Origin of the sequence: Streptomyces zingiberis, assembly GCF_012034935.1 — a bacterium.
Lineage (GTDB): Bacteria > Actinomycetota > Actinomycetes > Streptomycetales > Streptomycetaceae > Streptomyces > Streptomyces zingiberis.
This window is the reverse complement of the sequence record NZ_JAATEN010000003.1, coordinates 78,548-96,313: the sequence shown is the minus strand read 5'-3', so window position 1 is coordinate 96,313 and position 17,766 is coordinate 78,548. Positions and strand designations below refer to the sequence as shown.

General features: G+C 66.4%; 8 protein-coding genes. All 8 read left to right on the top strand.

Annotated features, from left to right (window positions below):
* Positions 1–107: 107 nt before the first annotated feature.
* From dpdE to dpdD, 8 genes are read left to right on the top strand one after another with little or no spacing between them, the layout of a single operon-like run.
* Positions 108–3,383: a protein DpdE gene (dpdE, locus tag HCK00_RS04625; protein ID WP_168100466.1), complete on the top strand. Its 3,276-nt coding sequence runs from the start codon at positions 108–110 to the stop codon at positions 3,381–3,383.
* Positions 3,376–5,973, top strand: coding sequence for a protein DpdF (dpdF, locus tag HCK00_RS04620; protein WP_168100465.1), 2,598 nt, complete (start codon positions 3,376–3,378; stop codon positions 5,971–5,973). The genes dpdE and dpdF overlap by 8 nt, the downstream gene beginning before the upstream one ends.
* Positions 5,973–6,905, top strand: coding sequence for a protein DpdG (gene dpdG, locus HCK00_RS04615; RefSeq protein ID WP_168100464.1), 933 nt, complete (start codon positions 5,973–5,975; stop codon positions 6,903–6,905). The genes dpdF and dpdG overlap by 1 nt, the downstream gene beginning before the upstream one ends.
* Positions 6,898–9,990, top strand: a complete 3,093-nt coding sequence (gene dpdH, locus HCK00_RS04610; RefSeq protein WP_168100463.1) for a protein DpdH — start codon at positions 6,898–6,900, stop codon at positions 9,988–9,990. Before dpdG ends, dpdH begins: the two co-directional genes overlap by 8 nt.
* Positions 9,987–10,673 carry a hypothetical protein gene (locus tag HCK00_RS27320; protein ID WP_240965260.1) on the top strand — a complete coding sequence of 229 codons (687 nt, stop codon included), beginning with the start codon at positions 9,987–9,989 and terminating at the stop codon, positions 10,671–10,673. The genes dpdH and HCK00_RS27320 overlap by 4 nt, the downstream gene beginning before the upstream one ends.
* The gene (gene dpdJ, locus HCK00_RS04605) at positions 10,670–15,169 is read left to right on the top strand and encodes a protein DpdJ (protein WP_311765148.1); all 4,500 of its coding nucleotides are present in this window, start codon (positions 10,670–10,672) and stop codon (positions 15,167–15,169) included. Before HCK00_RS27320 ends, dpdJ begins: the two co-directional genes overlap by 4 nt.
* On the top strand, positions 15,166–15,684 hold the full coding sequence (gene dpdK, locus HCK00_RS04600; RefSeq protein ID WP_311765147.1) for a phospholipase D-like domain-containing protein DpdK: 519 nt from the start codon (positions 15,166–15,168) through the stop codon (positions 15,682–15,684). Before dpdJ ends, dpdK begins: the two co-directional genes overlap by 4 nt.
* Positions 15,681–17,714: a protein DpdD gene (dpdD, locus tag HCK00_RS04595; RefSeq protein WP_168100461.1), complete on the top strand. Its 2,034-nt coding sequence runs from the start codon at positions 15,681–15,683 to the stop codon at positions 17,712–17,714. The genes dpdK and dpdD overlap by 4 nt, the downstream gene beginning before the upstream one ends.
* Positions 17,715–17,766: the final 52 nt, after the last annotated feature.

The window sequence follows — 17,766 nt, the reverse complement described above, 5'->3', positions numbered from 1 at the left end:
CTCGAATGCCTATGCGGATTCGTATTCGCCATCTTCGACGCTGTTGTCAGTGCCTCCGTTTAGGCTCATCAGCACTGTCATACGAGCAGGTGGGGGGTGACCAGTAGATGTCTTCGGGCTTCGCAGTCGGACACCTCGTCGAGTTCCGGGGAGGCCCTGGAATCGGACGGGTGGGAGCTATCACAGACGGCTCATTGCGCGTGGACTTTTTCGAGTCCACGGCCGAGCCCACAATCGAGTCCCAGATCGTCCCCGCGCCGGCCTGTAGACGGGTACGACTGGCGGCCCAGACACGGGCATTCCGGCACAATCCGAGCACCGGCGAGTGGATGGCGGGCCGCATTCTGGACACGGCCCCCAACGGATACTTCGTCCGGTTCCCCAACGCCGACTACGACATGCCGGTCCCCGAAACCGAACTCCGGGTCCGCTGGAACAAGCCGGTGCGCAATCCACTTGAGGTCCTCGTGTCCGGCGGCAACGAATCCGGCCACCTGTACAACGCCCGCCTTCCCATGTTGCACAACCTGGTCGCTCAGCGCGCGGCCAGCGCCAGCACCCCCGCTCTCCTGGCGGCCGCCGCCGAGATCTACCCGCACCAGGTCCGCGCCGCGCTGACCGTGCTCTCCGACCCCGTCCAGCGCTATCTCCTCGCCGACGAAGTCGGACTCGGCAAGACGATCGAAGCCTCGTACGTGGCGCTGCAGACCCTGATTGACAATCCGCAGGCGCGCGTCACGTTCCTCGTCCCCGATGCCCTCCGCCGGCAGTGGATGACCGAACTGCGTACGAAGTTCTTCACCGATGACTTCCCCAGGCGCGTAAGGATCATCTCCCACGACTCTCCCGACCTGTGGGAGCAGTATCACGGCAGTGATCTCGTCGTGGTAGACGAGGCCCACCAACTGGTCCAGGACCGCGATGACACTGACCCCATCTATCGCGCACTGCGGGATCTCGCGCACTCCGCGTCAAGGCTCCTCCTGCTCTCTGCCACACCCGTCACCTCTAGCCACACCACGCACCTGGGGCTACTGCACCTGCTCGATCCGGACGTCTACAAGTGGAGCGAGCGAGAGGAGTTCGCACGGCGCTACCAACACCGGGCCGAATTGGCGAACCACGTTCTTAGCCTCGACGCGGAATTCCACCCTCTGCTGCCGTCTACGATCGAAATGATCAAGGAGTTGCTGCCCCCGGAGGACTCCCGCTTCACGCACCTTGCTGCTGACGTGCTCGAGTTGCTGGACGAGTACGAGGGCCTCCGCGACGAGGTGAGGATGCCGGATCTGGAGTCGCGGGTGACCGCTCTTCGGGCGCACATCAGCGAGACCTACCGGCTGCACCGCCGAGTGATCAGAAACCGCAGGTCGAACGTCCTGCGCCAGAATGACGACTCGGCAGCCGTCGCCTACGAGGTCCGCGGCCGTGCCGAGCCGGAGAAGCTGATGGCCCAGTCCTACTCCCCGGCCGCCGACAGCCTCCTGGCGTGGCAGACCCAGCTATGGGGCTATCTCCTCGACGAGGGTCTGGAGAACCGGCGCACCGACTACGCGCTGGCCCTGGCCGTGCTCGCTTCCCGTCTGGGCGGCTCATCTGCCGACTATCTGGACACCCTGCGCTGGAAGGTGCGTCGTGACGAAGGCGCTGCTGAGCGTGCCGGGCTGAGTGCCAGGGAGCGGAAGTACCTCTCCAGCGTGCCGGTGGCGCCGCATGAGGCGGAGACTCTGGAGAACCTCGAGTCAGAAAGCGCGGGAGAGGAAGCCCGGGAAGTCGACGAGCTCATCGACGCCCTTCTTCCCGCCCTGCGTAAAGGGGGCCGCATCGCTGTCTTCTGCGGCCCCGGATCCCTCGCCTCGACGCTCACCGAACGTCTGCGAACTCGCTTTCCCAAGGTGAGCTTCTTCGAGCACACCCGCAGCGCAGGCCCCGACGCGTCTGAAATGGCGACTTCCTCATGGCGAAAGCCCGTCGTAAGCGCTGCCGTTCTCATCGCCGACGACTCTGCGGAGGACGGCCTGAACCTCCAGGCAGCCCGGTCCGTGGTCCACGTGCGTCTGCCGTGGTCGCCCAATCAATTGGAGCAGCGCCTGGGCCGCACCGACCGATATGTCGAATCCAACGAGCAGCGCCAGGCACCCCGCCAGTACGTTCTCACGGACGCTGAAGCCCACAGCGACGAATGGCTTTCGCTGCTCACCGACGGGTACCGCATCTTCGACGGATCGGTGTCCACGCTTCAGGACGCCATCGCCGAGGGCCTCCCCGCTGTCTGGGCTCAGGCCCTCGAGCACGGTCCGGAAGGCCTGCCGGACTTCGCCGAGGCGGTTCAGGAGCAACTCGCTCGAGCCCGCCGTGAGATCGACAGCATGGACACCCTTGAGTCGATCTTCGACACATCGCCGCACGACATCGACTTCGCCGAACGGCTGGCCACTTTTGACGCCGACTGGGCCGCCACCCGCGACGACCTGCTCGGCTACACCGGACGGGACGGTTCGGACGGGATCAAGCTCCGTCACACCGAGCGCAAGATCAATAACGTGATGTGTGAGGTATTCGACCTGAAGTCACGCCCCCTCATCTCCCCCCACCTCTATGACCGAGCGAACCTCACGGAGGAGATGGCCAAGGGCACGTGCAGTCGCTCGCAGGCCCTCAAGGCTCCCGGCACCCGGCTGTTCCGCATCGGAAACCGGCTGGTCGACACGCTCGCCAGCGTTGTCTGGTGCGACGACCGCGGTCAAGCCACGGCCTTTTGGCGCGCGGAGGCGGCACACCGTGGGGAGCCGCAGCCCTACTTCGGCTTTGACTATGTGGTCGAAGCCGACATCTCTTCGGCGCTCGCACTGACGCTGCCGCTCGTACAGCAGCCCCGCGATGCGGAAACTGCGTTGCGGCGCCAAGCCGAACGGCTCCTCCCGCCCTTCACACTGAAGGTGTGGGTACCGGCCGGAGCATCCGAAGCCCTGGTGGACGGGGACATCCGAAGGTGGCTGCAGGATCCCTACCGCGCCACGGATCACAACTACAACTCCAAGAACATCCACGAGTTGATGGATCTGTTCGACGGGCAAGCGCGCTACGCCGCATCCGCGCGGGGTGCCGAGGCAGTGGCTCGCGCAGAACTCAAGCGGGTAACAAACTTGGCCGACAGGTGCGCCGGGGCCCAGGAGCAGGGACGCCAGCGCCTGTCCGTGGCAAGGTCCCAGGCCGAAGCCCGCCAGGCAGCAGGCCGGCTGCTGGGCGAGAAGGAGAATTACCTGTTGGATGTCGCCATCACCGACGCGCTGGTGCAGGGACTGAGCAACCCGACGGTCCGCCTCGTGGCGGCGACATGCCTGGTGAAGCAGGGGCTCAGGAGGATCCCTCGCAGTGACTGACAACTGGACCGGTGCCAAGACGCTCTTCGACCACCTCTCCGAGTACCGAGGCCTTCAGCAACTCCCGGACGTTCCCGGGGCGAAAGGGACGTTGCGCAGGCTCCGTGACGCTCTGACCGGCGAACCCGGCAGGTGGCGGGACCTGGCCTCGCTCACCCGGCAGATCTTGCTCGAGGCTCAAGCGCGAGAGAACACCTCCGGCTTCACGATTCCGCTGCTCCCGTGGCTACCCACGCGAGAACAATGGGAGGAGATGCGCTGTCAGACGGCGATACGCGATGGCGGCACCAACGTGTGGGTGAGCGCGCTGCCGTGGCACCCGCCCGTGCCGGACGCTGTTTCCCGCCAGGCGGCGCAAGAAGACCTTCGGCAGATCTATCTCGGTGAGGACTCACCGCACCGCCGCAAGCTGGACTCCTACCCGGCCGACCCGTTTTTCACCACCGCCCTCGGTGACGACCACAGCCACTATGTCTCGGCCGGCCAGCGACAGGCCGCCAGGGCTGTCGCGCTCGCCGAGCCGGGAAGCACCACGATCATCTGCCTCCCCACAGGGCACGGAAAGACCGCCGTAGCAATGGCTCCCGTGCTCCTGGCCAGCAAGAGCAGGGGCGTATCAGTTGTCGTGGTACCCACAAGTGTTCTCGCGGCCGACCTGGAGCGGCGCGCCTTCGAGATCCTCGACGAGCACGGGCCACACAGCCCCACCCGCCGGTACGCCTACACCAGCGGACTGTCCAAAGAAGACCGACGGCTTATGCGGGAGGACATCTCCGCAGGCCGCCAGCGGCTGGTGTTCACCTCACCCGAGGCTCTGGTGAAAAGCCTGAAAGGGCCCCTGGAGGACGCGGCCGAGGCGGGGTTGTTCAACTACTTCGTGATCGACGAAGCCCATCTGGTCGAGCAGTGGGGCAACAGTTTCCGGACCGAGTTCCAGACGATGTCCACACACCACCGAATGTGGCTCAGCAAGGCGCCAGAAGGCCGGCAGCCGGCGACCGTGGCGATGAGCGCGACACTCACGGGCCAGCAGGTGCAGACACTCGACACCCTGTTCGCTTCGCCGCAGCAGGCGGAGATCGTGTGGGCCTCCCAACTCCGTCACGAGCCGAGCTACTACCTCGACATCTTCCCGAACGAGGAAGACCGCCAGACCGCCGTGCTGGAGGCCGTCTCATACCTGCCAAAGCCGATGATTGTCTACACGACCAAAGTCATCGACGCGCAGGAGTGGGCAGGCCGACTCCGCAGCCACGGTCTTGGCCGCGTAGCCAGCGTCACGGGTGAGTCCAGCGAACTGCAGCGGCGCGATGCCCTGGTGGGATGGACCGGCAGGACCACGGAGGGCGATGCACCGACGCGATACGACATCGTGGTGGGCACCTCAGCCTTCGGCCTGGGGGTGGATCTCGACGACGTCAAGACGGTGGTGCACGCCTGTCTGCCGGAAACAGTGGACCGCTACTACCAGGAAGTGGGCCGGGCCGGACGCAATGGAAGCCCTTCCCTCGCCTACCTGGCCACCACGCGTAAGGACGAGGCCATCGCCGACCGGATGAGCGATGAGGTGGTCATCGGCGCCCCGCGCGCGTGGCAGCGATGGGAGGCAATGTTCCACAACCGAGAGACCATCCAGGAGCGTCACCGGGTGAGTCTCGATTCCTACCCCCCCGACATGAACGAGGGCTTTGAACGCAACCGGCAATGGAACATCCGGATCCTGAACCTCATGATGCGATCGGGGATCCTGACCGTCCATCCTCCACAAGAGCCCGCCATCCATGAGGGCGAATCACATACGTCCTGGAGGGCGCGCCTTGATTTGTTCTATGCCAGCGCCGACGGCTACGCCGACGTGCAACTCCTCGATTCCGACGCGAGGAACCCCGAGCAATTTGCCGAGCGGTTCATGGCTGAGCGTCAAAAGCTGCTGGATGGGCGGAAGTCGGCCCTTCGCGAACTGAAGGCTACCCTGCGACGTGATCAGTGCATCGGCGATGTACTGGGGGCGTATTACCGAATCGCACACGGCGAGGGTTACCGCCGCACCGGGGTCACCTGCCGGGGCTGCCCGCACTGTCGGGCCACCGCCGAACTCCTTCCCGCAGGATTCTACCGGCTCGCTGGGGAACCGCGCCCGCTGCTGCCGACCCCGGGGGCGCCCGGGCGTTTGCCCTTGACGCCGTACTTCGGGGAACGGCATTGCCTGAGCCTGTGGTGGGAAGACGCCGGCGACCAGGTACTGGCGGCACGCCTGGTGGATAGCCTGGTCCGCCGCAGGATCAGCGTCGTCGGAGGGCCGGGCCTGGACGGCCGCCTCAGAAGCCAACTCCAGGCGACAGCACGCACGCGCACGGTGATCTTCGACGACGACGGCGCTCTTCTCTCGGACTGGGCCGGCCCCGTCATCTGGATGGCCGATCCGTTCACAGATCATCCGGGGCCGCAGATCACTCAACGCTTCGCCTGGGATGCACCGACCTACCTGATCCACCCCCGGGTCATGCAGCATCCAGAACGGCGAGACACTCTTCTCGTCGATGTCCACCCGGCGAACCTGTCGATCCGCCGTGCCCTGGAGGAACTCTGATGACTCTCTTGAACGTCGACGCAGCCATCCCCTCCCAGACATGGGCACTCGTGCGCCTGCTGACCTATTGGGGTAAGAGCATCGCGATGGAGGAGGCACGGGCGCTGGTCAGTCCCCTGTCCCTGCGGACAGAGGACACCTCGACCAGGCCTCCCTTCGACTGTGCCGTGGCATCCCTCCAGGCCCTGGAGTTGGCTCGGGTCGATACCGGTCAGCAAGAGCTCTCACTAACCGGACCGACCAGAGATCTGTCCAGCAGCGATGACCTGGAGACCTACACCCGCATCCTGCGTCGTGCCGTCCTCAAGGCGGATTACAACAAGGACCTGGGCGTCGACAACGACGCGACAGGGCCCAAAGACCTGACCCGTGCGCTGGCCTGGTTGCTCATGCACGATCCCATGGAGCGACCGATCGACTGGGTCGCCGCACAGCAACTCCTGGATCAGGAGGACGGCAAGGACCGCAAACTGCTGAAGGAGGAGGTGCTTCCCCTCTTCCCCAACGACACCCGCTGGCCCCGGTTCGGATACTGGGCCACCGCTCTTGGGCTGGCTGCCGCACCTGTCTTTCGCACTGACGGCCGCGGCCCGCTCATGCCGGACTGCACGCTGGCCGTCAGGCAATCCGTGCTCGAACTGTGGCAGCCGGGCCAACGTGTGAATGCCGTCGAGGCCCTGCAGATGCTGCGAGAACACCTGCCCGTCCTGCCCGGCGGCGCACACTCGCTGGCCGTAGGGCTCCCCAACCCGGGTGACAGCGTGGCCGGCACTGCGCTCTCCTTTGCCTTGCTGCGCGGTCACGACGAGAAGTGGCTGCGACTCGAGCAGGACGACGACGCCCGGAGGATCCTCCTGCTGCACGATCCCGAACGGCCCGGAAGCCCCCGGCCCATCAGCGACATCACGATCCTGGAGCCCACCGATGGCTGACTTCCGCGGAACGCTCTGCTGGGACCCGGCAGTGGCAGCCTCCACCATCAACACCGAGGCGGTCAGCCCTTCCAGGGCCGTCTTCCTTGCCACGCACGCACCGCTGCGGATCAAGCGCGCCCGGATTATGGACGGGAAAGAGATCGCCATCGAGGGCGACTCGATCGGGGAGCGGGCCGTCCTCACGGAGTTCATGGCGCTCCGTGCAGACAGCGGCGCCCTGCTCATGCCCGTCGTTGGCGACTCCGGCTCGGGCAAGTCGCATCTTGTGCGATGGGTGCGCGAAGAGTTGGCCGTGATGGAGGAGGGCGCAAACCAGCGCGAGGTCATCTACCTCGAGAAGTCCAAGACCAGTCTAAAGGCTGTCGTCAGTACGCTCATTGCCAAGGCTGACAGCAGCGAGCTGGCACAGCTGAAGGACGACATCAACAGATTCACTGAGGGCATCGACGAAGAGTCCCTGGCACGGCGCATCCTCAATGAGCTGAGCGAGGCGCTGGAAGCCACCCCTCCCCACTCGGAATCACGCCCCCTGGCCCGCATGCTCGTCGGCCCGGGCAAGTTGGCAGCGGTACTCCTCGACCCTCATGTCCGGGCCGAACTGCTCGCACCGGGCAACTTCGTACCCGAACTGGCCCACCAACTCATCCATAACCGCAGGGACGGGCAAGCGGACCGCCCCGAGGGCTTCAGTGTCAGCGACCTTCCGCTCGACATCCGCGACATCCAATCCGCCTCGGGCATGGCCCAACGTCTGCTCGGCACCATCAGCACACGCGGCGACCTGCAAGGCGTCGCTGTCGACCTGCTCAACAAGCACCTCGAATCAGCCATCAAGAGCGCCGCGAATCTCGGAGCGGGCCGTCTCCTCGACGCGATGACACAGGTGCGCGAGGAATATCACCGCCAGGGCAAGGAGATCGTCCTACTCATCGAGGACTTCGCCCTCATCCAAGGGGTCCAGCGAGACCTCCTGGATGCCGTCGTAGAGGCAGCCCACCGCGAGGGCAAAACGACTCTCGCGCCTATCCGCACCCTCATGGCCGTGACGACCGGCTACTTCCAGTCCCTGGACGAGACCGCCCTGACCCGTATCCAAGCTGGCACGGGCTACGTCTACCACCTGGACGTGCCCTTCAGCCCCGAGGAAACGGGACGCTCCGAGATCGCCTCATTCGTCGGCCGATATCTGAACGCCGGGCGGGTGGGCCGCCACGAACTCGAGCGCGCGCACAACGGCGAGGTCCCCAACAAATGCCTGAGCTGTTCGTTTCGCACAGGATGCCACGCGGCATTCGGGGCAACCGATGAGGGCTTCGGGTTGTACCCGTTCAACGAGACCTCTCTCGTCAGGGCGGTCCACTCGACGGCAGACCAGCACAAACCCTGGTCCTTCAACCCACGTGCCGTGCTGGGAAGCGTCGTGCGACCGGTCCTGGTCGAACACGCCATGGCCCTCAAGCAGGGCGAGTTCCCCGATCCCGCCTTCCGGCAACGCTTCCGGCCCACGAAACTCGACCGGCCCGTCAGCCGTGACGTGCTCGGCTACGTAGCCGAGCACGACCCCGCCTCTGCGGAGCGACGCAACCTCGTGCTCGAGTTCTGGGGAGATGCCCCTGAGCGGGCCACCGACCTCCACCCCACCATCCTGGAGGCCTTCTCTCTGGAGCCGCTGGGCGGTGAGACAGGACAACGCCGTCCCTCAACTGCTCCCAGTTCAAAGCCGGCCGACGACAGCGCGCCAAGGCCCGATACGGGCGCCAGCAACCGACGCGACGCGCTTCCCGGCGAACTGCAGCGCATGCTGGAGACCGTGGATGACTGGGTAACCCTCGAAGGCGGCCTGGATACCTCCACCGCGAACCGAATCCGCACCGTCGTCTCCACCGCCGTATTGCAGCGCTATCAATGGAACGCACCACTGATGCGCGAGGTAGGCAGCACCGAACTGCGCCGATCCGTGTGGCCGACGAAGGCGACCGTTGTATCCATCGAGGGAGCCAAGGAAAATCTCGCCGGCGTCGAGGACGCCCCCATCACCTTCTCGCGTCGCCCCAAGGACAGCTGGTTCTTCGACAGCCTCCTCAGAGCTGAACGGGGGTATCCGGCGCGCGCCGAGGACATCCGCAGGCTGGCGTTCCTGGCAGAACAGCACGGCCGCGATCTCACCGCACGGCTGCAGCGCCACATGGACATCACCGACGACCACCTCGTCGCAGCTTTGCGCGCATCGCTGCTCGGGGCGGCGCTGGCGGGCATGGCCTGGCCCGGAATGGCCCCTTCTCAACTCCTGACCGCAGCGCTCGACGAAGGACAAGAGTGGCGGCGCGAGGACGGGCGGTTCCGTGCGCCAAAGTGGATGGACCTGCTCCAGGGACACCTCCAGGCGCGGCCCGATCTCGTGCGGCAACTGCGTCATGCCGTCGGCATCGCCCAGGGTATCGGCGGCGTGAACATGGTCGACGCCGCTCGTGTCCTGCCTTTGCTCGAGAAGGCCGCTTCCGTGTGGGACTGGGATGTCCAGGCGCTGGATGTTCCCAAGTGGGTGCGGCCGGCGGTCACCGGGTTCGCGTCCTGGACGACCCTCGTCCAGGACCAACTGCACCGCCACACAGAGGTGCTCAGCTCTGTCCGCAGCCGTCATCCGCGAGGTACCACTGGCGTCCAGACCATGGCAGCGCTCCGAGACGCTCTTGCTGCGGCCCGCGAGGTCGGGCTGCCGCTGACGGCCGAGCAGACACGCCGATTCGACGCGCTCCTGCAGGACGCCAAGAACGCGAACTGGAAGGCTGTCTCGGCGCTCGAAGACGATCTGGCCAAGACCGGCGACACCACGTCCGGCCTCACAACGGTGCACAAAGCCGGCGTGGTTGCAGCGGTCAAGGACCGCGGCGACTCGCTCATCCTGATTCAACAACTCCTCGTGGCCAGCGACGACTGGCTGGATGCGGCACTGGCCAGCGCGCAGTCACGATCCAGCGGATCCGCAGGCGACAGTGCGGCAGAAGACGTGGGGCAAATCTGTGCCGAGTGGCAGGCATTCACCACTGTCCCGTCCGCCACAAACGACGGTGAGGAGCGGTGACCAACGTGTCCGTGTATGACAAGGCCGTGCAGCTGCAAAACCGCGCCCGCCAGATCGCGGCGGGCGCCGTCGGGGAAAAGGAGGCGGCCCGCGCGCTGAGCCGCTCGAGAGAACTGCGGGCGGGCCTGGCCGAACTCAGAACGCAGGTGGAGTTGAGCCACGCACTGGCCGCCCTGGGCGCGGCACATCAACCTGACCTGTCCGGCATTGACGCCGCGCGCTCCGCCTTCGAGCGCAAGGCCCTCAATGGGCTGCCCAGTGACGCGGTCTTCAACACGGCCAGGAAGAAAGTGCAGGAAACCGCAAGCAGGCTCAAGGCAGAGAGCACCGCGGCATGGGCCACCTGGGCCACCGCTCAGGTCGCTGCTCTTCCGCTGGCCCGCATCCCTATCCTGTCGCACGGGGAACGCGAAGCCGCACGTACCAGGGAGAAGGACCTTCGCCAGGCCGTCGCCCCCAAGAACCTGTCCAAGACAGATCTCACCCTCTTCACCGGCACGTACGCCCTCCTCGCGGAGTCCCTGCTCGACAAGAGCGATCCTCCCGGCGAACTGCTGGCTCTCCTGGACGTGCTGGAAAAGCGCCCCAGCCCCACGCTCCGCGACATCACCGACAGCGATATCGCGCTGCTGCGCCAGTTCGAGATGGACATCCACATCACTCTGCAGAGGAGCGGAGCGTGACCGAGCAACTCGATATTCGCTTCGCGAACGAACTTCTCAATCGCCTCGAAAATCACGAACTCCCCTTGTTGAACTGGGGGGTCACGGAGACTGCCCTTTCCAGAGCCGAGGTGATCGAGACCATTGACGATCTCCTGCACAGACACGAGGCCGCCCCGACGGGCATGTCCGCCGACGCCGTGCTGGAGGAGTTCCTGCTTCGTGCCCTGCTGTTCGAGGTGCCGGTTCCCGTGACATCGCCGCCGCGGTATCGCACCCGCCTGGCGGAGACGCTCAGACTCACCACCGGTCTTCGGCAGCTCTTCGACCGAGGCGGCTGGGCGAAGGAGGAACAGCCGGGCTGGTGGCAGCACCAGCGCCGCCTGGTCGCCGACTACCGGCTACACGTAGCCCCTCGACGCTACCCGCACCGGGATATCCGGGCATCCGATGCCCTGCGCGAACTGGCCCACCTGCCCCACTGGGGGGAGGTGCAAAGCCACGTCGCAACCGCCCAGATGCAGGGCCGCAAACTGGCGCGCTTCCAACTGGAGGCCACCCGGTCGGTGTTCATGTCCCTCAACTCCGAGCGATCCAAGGGGATCATCGTCGGTGCCGGTACAGGTAGCGGTAAGACACTCGCGTTCTACCTGCCTTCCTTTGCTGCAATGGCCCAGCACGCGCACCCCGGGACGGCAAAGCGCGTGCACACCCTGGCGCTCTATCCGCGCAAAGAACTCTTGCGCGACCAGCTTCGAGAATCGATCCGCTCGGTGGACGATGTCGAGCAGGCACTGCGTCAAAGCAGGCGGCGTCCCATCCGAGTCGGCGCGCTCTACGGAGACACCCCGTGGAATGCCAGGGACCGCAGACTCGAACCGAACTCCGGCGTCTCCAACGCCTGGAAGCGCACTTCCCACGGCGTGGTGTGCCCGTTCCTCCCCTGCACCACCCCAACCTGCGGCACGGGGGAACTCTTGTGGACCGACGAGGACCGCAGGCGCGACCGTGAACAACTGACCTGCACCCGGTGCGGATACACCCTGCAGGACGGGCGTCTTGCGCTCACTCGGGAATCCCTCAAAAAGAACCCGCCGGATCTGCTGTTCACCACGACGGAGATGCTGAACCGTTCCAGCGGCGACAGCTATCTGGAGTGGCTGCTCGGCTGGCGCGGCGCCCCCTCGGCCCCCTCTCTTGTGCTGCTGGATGAGGTGCACACCTACAGCGGCCTGCACGGTGCGCAGGTGGCCCTGCTGCTGCGCCGCTGGCGTGAGGCCGCCCGACGCCCCATGACGTTCGTCGGCCTGTCCGCAACCCTGCGCGACGCGGACAAATTCTTTGCGCAACTGGTCGGTCTGCGGCCGGGCGACGTCGACCCGATTGAACCGGCCGAAGAGGCCATGCAGTCCGAAGGCCGCGAATACGCCCTTGCACTGCGCGGCGACCCGGTATCCGGAACAAGCCTGCTGTCCACTTCGATCCAGACGGCCATGCTCCACGGCCGCATGCTCGACCTGGACACGAGGCAATACCTGTACGGCTCCACCGGCTTCCTGTTCACCGACGACCTGGACGTCACCAACCGCTTCTACAACGACCTGCGCGACGCGGAAGGCGGCCAGAACCGGGCCGGCCGGCGCAACGGCCGGAAGCCCGTCCTTGCGGGCCTGCGCTCCTCTGAACGCAACGAGCACGCTGCGCGCTACCTCGATGGTCAGTCCTGGGACATCGTCGAAAAGATCGGTCATGACCTCGACCCCACCTTGCAACTCCACCACTTGCATGTTGGCCGGACCTCCTCCCAGGACGTTGGAGTCGATCACAACGCGAACCTGACCGTAGCGACGGCGTCCCTAGAAGTCGGCTTCAACGATCCGCGCGTAGGCCTGGTCCTCCAGCACAAAGCGCCCCGCGATGCAGCCTCGTTCATCCAGCGGCGCGGCCGCGCCGGCCGAGAGCGCGGCACCCGGCCAATGACGGTGGTCACCCTCTCGGACTACGGCCGCGACCGGCTCGCCTACCAGGCATACGAAACCCTGTTCGCGCCGCAGGTGCCGGCCCGGAGCCTGCCCATCGGCAACCGCTTCGTCCTCAAGATCCAAGCCACGCAGTCCCTGCTGGACTGGGCCGGCCGCAAACTCCGTTCGAAGAAACTATGGGCCGACCCCCGCAAAATACTCAGAGCCCCCGCCAGCCATACCGTGCGCGACGAGGACCGGCCGGGCCACAACATGCTGACCTCCCTCCTGCAGGCCATCCTCGACAAGCCTGACCTGCAGGACGAACTAGCCCAGCACCTGGGAAGAGCGCTGCAGATCAGCGCAGACGAGGTGCAGGCTTTGTTGTGGGAGCAGCCTCGCTCACTGCTGCTGTCGGTCGTTCCCACCGCGTTGCGCCGGCTGCACAGTGACTGGTCGTTCCAGCGCATTGAACCGGGCGCCAAGGAAGGCACGCTGCTTCCCGAGTTCATCACGCGCTCGCTCTTCGAGCCGCTGAACTTGCCCGAGGTCGAACTGCTTCTGCCATTCACCACGCACGACACGCTGGAGCAGTTGCCCATCGCCCGAGCGCTGCGCGAGGCCGTACCAGGGCGCGTCAGCCGACGATTCGGACACCGCAGAGACGAACACCGCACATGGCTGCCGGTACCGCCCGCCGGCGACACGTTGCCACTGCCCCAGATCGTTCAGCATGCCGATCCCGAGGGCACCTGGCATCCTGAGGGGCACGCATCGGAGGGACTCCAGGTCTTTCGGCCCACCCAGTTGAACCTGGAGCAGCCGGGCCCGGAAATTTCCGACCGGTCGCAGGGGATCCCGCTCTGGGGCACACAGATCGTCGTCTCCCAGGAGGCGCCTCCGACCCCGGCAGACATTCCCAGCCCCTCGCTGTGGCACGAGCGCGTGCAGGCCGTCCGCTTCGGCACGCACGCCGTCGGCAATCCCATCGAGATGCGACGCATGACCTTCGGCGCCGACTGCCAGGTGGCGCTCGAGCGTGGCGAAGTCGAAACCCGCAAGGTCCACTACGAGTTGCACGGCAAACCGGCTGCGCTCGGCTTCCGGCTGGGGGTCGACGCCGTGCAGATCCTGCTCCGGCCCCTGAATACTGCAGACCCCGCCGTCAGGCAGTACCTGTCGTCACCGCAATGGCGGTCCCTGGCGTTCTCGCAAACCTTTGCCGAGGACCCTGCCCTCGATGACGTCGCGAACAAATTCCAGCGCGCGTGGCTGGGCCAGGTCTACCTCACCGCCTTCGCGCTCGAAGGCCTCAAGCAAGCCCGGACCGCCCCCGAGATTCGAGCCTCGCTCGCTGGCGGAGCATGGACCGGGGAACTGCCCCGCATCCTCAACGTCCTCTATCGCGACACCAACGACCCTGACCACGCTATCGAGAATGCGCGGCTGGTCGGCGGGCTCACGGAGTTGCTGCGCGACCCGCAGGTTGTCGCCGCCGTGGACCATGCGGCCGAACACCTCGTCGCCCCGGACATCGCCGAGCGCACGGTGGACCTGGCACAGCGCGCCTATCGCGACACCGTGGCCGCGGCGATCCTCGCCGCCGCGCAGCGTGCCTGCCCCGACGCGCAGGACGGGGACCTGATTGTCGACGTGATGCCGGGGGCTGGCCCCGGTGAACCGGCTGTCGTGTGGCTCAGCGAGACCTCCATGGGGGGCCTGGGCGTTGTCGAGAGCCTGGCACGCTTCTACGCAGGAGACCCCCGGCGCTTCTGGGCGCTTGTCACCAGCGCGTTCGCACCCAGCGACTACGAGTACGTAGATGCCACCCTTACCCGGTTGCTGCGTCACCTGGCCGACGCCCCTCAGGGAGATGCCGCACAGGCCATGCGCGCCCTGCGCGCAGCCGACGGTGCCGAGTCGGCCCAGGAGGCCCTGGACGTTCTACTGGCCGCATGGGAGCAGTTGGACGGCCGCCCTCGGCGCACGGCGGTATCAGCACTGTCCACCCGCCTTCTCCGGCCCGGAACCGGCCCCGACACTGATACGCAGGCCCTGGCTATGGTCGACGCGTGGAGCACATTGGAGCAGAGGCTCGGTGTGGAAGTTGATGCGAACGTCATTGCCTTCGCCGTCGGCGACAAGCAACTGCTCGCCGGCGGAACAAGGCAGTTGACGGCCGACCAGGCCTTCAGCATGCTCTGGCCCCGCGGGCGACAGGCCCGCACACAGGATCTCCAGCACTACCAGCCTTACGCGGACGCGCCGGTACTAGATCGCCTCCTGGTGCGCGAGGCTCACAACGAGCGGCTGCCCGAGGTCGACGTCACCGCCAGCGACTGGGACCTGGCCTATCAAAAGGCGATGTCCGACAGCGGCGCCGCCGACCTCATCTGTCCCGCAGACGCCTCGCGCGCCCTGGCCAAGTCTCTGGTCCGCGTACCGGCCCTCCCGGTGCACCGGGACGTCATGGTCGTCTACGGCGAGGTTCGCGGCTACGCCAGGCATCGAGACGAACTCCGTGTACGGGTGGAGTTGCGGGAGGCAACCCAGTGAAGGATCTGACCAGAACCGTGCGCACCAGCGCCCGTACAGGGCTGCGCATAGACTCGACGCTGTCCGCGGCGCTGATGGCCGAGATACTCGACCCGAGCACCGACCTGTGGCTGGTCTCGCCGTGGATCACCGACATTCAGGTGATCGACAACAGCCACGGCACCTACGACGCCTTCTTCGGCGACGTCCCGCCCAGCGGATGGCGGCTGTCTGACACGCTCCTGCGCATCGCGGGCGCCGGCGCCCACGTGCACGTGATCACGCGCCCGGACTCGCACAATGATGCCTTCCTACGGCGGATGAGTGCGCCCGGCGTGGAGCGAGTGCACATCGAGCGTGACCCCGATGTCCACGAGAAGACCCTGTGCGGGCAGGAGTGGATCCTCACCGGGTCAATGAACTACACGGTGCGCGGCATGGCCAAGAACGACGAACTAGTCACCTACAAGGTGGGCGGGCCGGACGCCGGCCAGGCACGGCTGGACCTGGCACAACGGTGGGGGAGTGTTTCGTGACGCAGATACAGCATGAGCAGCGAGAGGCCCTCGAAACTTTCCTGCAACGCTTCTTCGGCACGGGAAACGGCGTCTGGCCGGTCCTCGATCCCGATTACCGCTTCAAGGACCGCACTCTTCCCTTCGTCGAGGCCCTTCGCCGCGGCGACGACGCCCCGGCCGTGCTCCCGCGCGCCTATACGGACCGCGACCGCTTCGTTGTCTATGTCATCGCGCGGGAACCCGGGGAACGGGCCAAGACAGCCGAGTTGATCCGGGCCTTCGCCGGCCCCACTTACATCGCGTATGACGAGCAGGTCGGCATCCAGCCCGTATGGCTGGACCCTGCCGACCCCGTCGAGCAGGCCATCCGCGACTACGCCGGCGAGCGGGCCACGTTCCGTCTGGAGACGGGGCGCACCCTCGAGCACCGCCGGAATCTTGCCGGGGCCCTGGAGTTGATGCAAAGGACCCAGGCGCGCCGTCCCCCCAGGATGTGGCGGGTGGCAAAGCCGATCGGCCGGCTCCTGGCAGAGTTCGACGCTTCCCTCTCCGCGGGAGCCGAGGCAGCCTCGAGCGTGGTCCTCGACCACTTGGAAGCGGCGGGCGTCACTGCGGCCAACCTCGCCAACTTGAGGATCAAGCGGCTTGACCGGCTCGGCCGCAGCGAGGAACTCCTCCAACTGCCCCGACTGGCCGACGTCGTCCAACAAGACCTTCCCCTCCCGGTCAGGGAAGCCATTTTGAACGCCGTGTACGCGGCACTGGAACGGCCCCTGGTGGAGGGTGATCTGCCGGCCGCGCGGGCACGGCTGGAGGAGCAGGGACGGATCGTCTCTGCCTTGCTGGACACCGCTGGAGGCAACCTCGGCGCCCCGGCCCTCTCCGTGCTTTTGCTGGCGGCCACCATCGTCGATGACCTCCCTGTCCTGCGTCGTCTCGCGGAAGCTGTACACGGTCAGGACCGCGTCGGCGCATTGTCCCCGCTGCTCTGGCAAGACGCTCAGCGCGTCCTGGCTGAAGGCGATGCAGCCGCAGAGCCTGCCGCCGATGCGGACCCCGGGCCGCAGATTGCCGCAGACGACACGCCGCCGGCCGAGCAGAGTGTCGGCTCCTGGCCGGCCTTTCTCGCTGCCGTAGCCGCGGGGAGCAGCCAGGGCGCCAAGGCCATCGAGGAACGCAGCTGGAGCGCATGGCCCCCGCCGGCAGACCACGACGCAGTGCTGGCCGAGTTGCTGGACGGATTGGAGAACCAGGCTGCCGAGGAGGCCTGGGGGGCGGTCGGGGCGTTCATCGAAGCCGTCGGATATGCGGCCCCCGCGGGCCTGACAGCGCATGCGTTCGTGCGGAACGCGGTCGCCTTTGACCGGTTCGGCCCCGGCGACCTCGCCGCGCTTCAGGCACTGGTGGAGATTGCACTGCGTGCTGCCCCCTCCGCACAGACTTATGCCGAACTACTTGATGAGATCGGCGCCTATCGCAGCCGCTGGGTTTCCCCCGAACGGGCCGCGATTGCGCTGGACTTCGTCGATCGGCTGTTCCTGGCCGCCTGCCCGGACCAGCAGGCCCGCAGCACGCTCGCCTACGACCTGCTGGAGCCGCTGTGGCGCCACCAGGGACGGCTCAACGAAGCAGACCTGGCGTTCGCCAAGCGTCTGTCCGAAGAAATGGACGTCCCGTTCTCCTGGCAGGAGCGGGCTGCCTCCGACGGCGACCAGGAGTCGCCGCTCTCCGATATTGCGCCCATGAAGGTGCTGCTATATTCCCTGGACGAAGCCGTGCTCACACGCTGCGCCGAAGAGATCAAGCAACTGGCCCCCGCGGTGGACGCCGCTCGATCCAGCGATCATGTCGGCAGCGCGCAACTCCGGCAGAAGGCTCGCTCCGCTGATCTGGTCGTCATCGCGACGCGCTGTGCGAAGCACGCGGCAACCGGCTTCATCACGCAGCACGCCCGTACCCAGCACATCTTCTATGCGGACGGCAGCGGCTCGGCATCCATGCTGCGGGCGGCGGTCACCGGCCTGCGCTCTGCTGCAGGAAGCCGCTGACGCACCGGTGGCCTCCCCCTCCCCACTTTCGTGGATGAGGCCACCGGTGGAA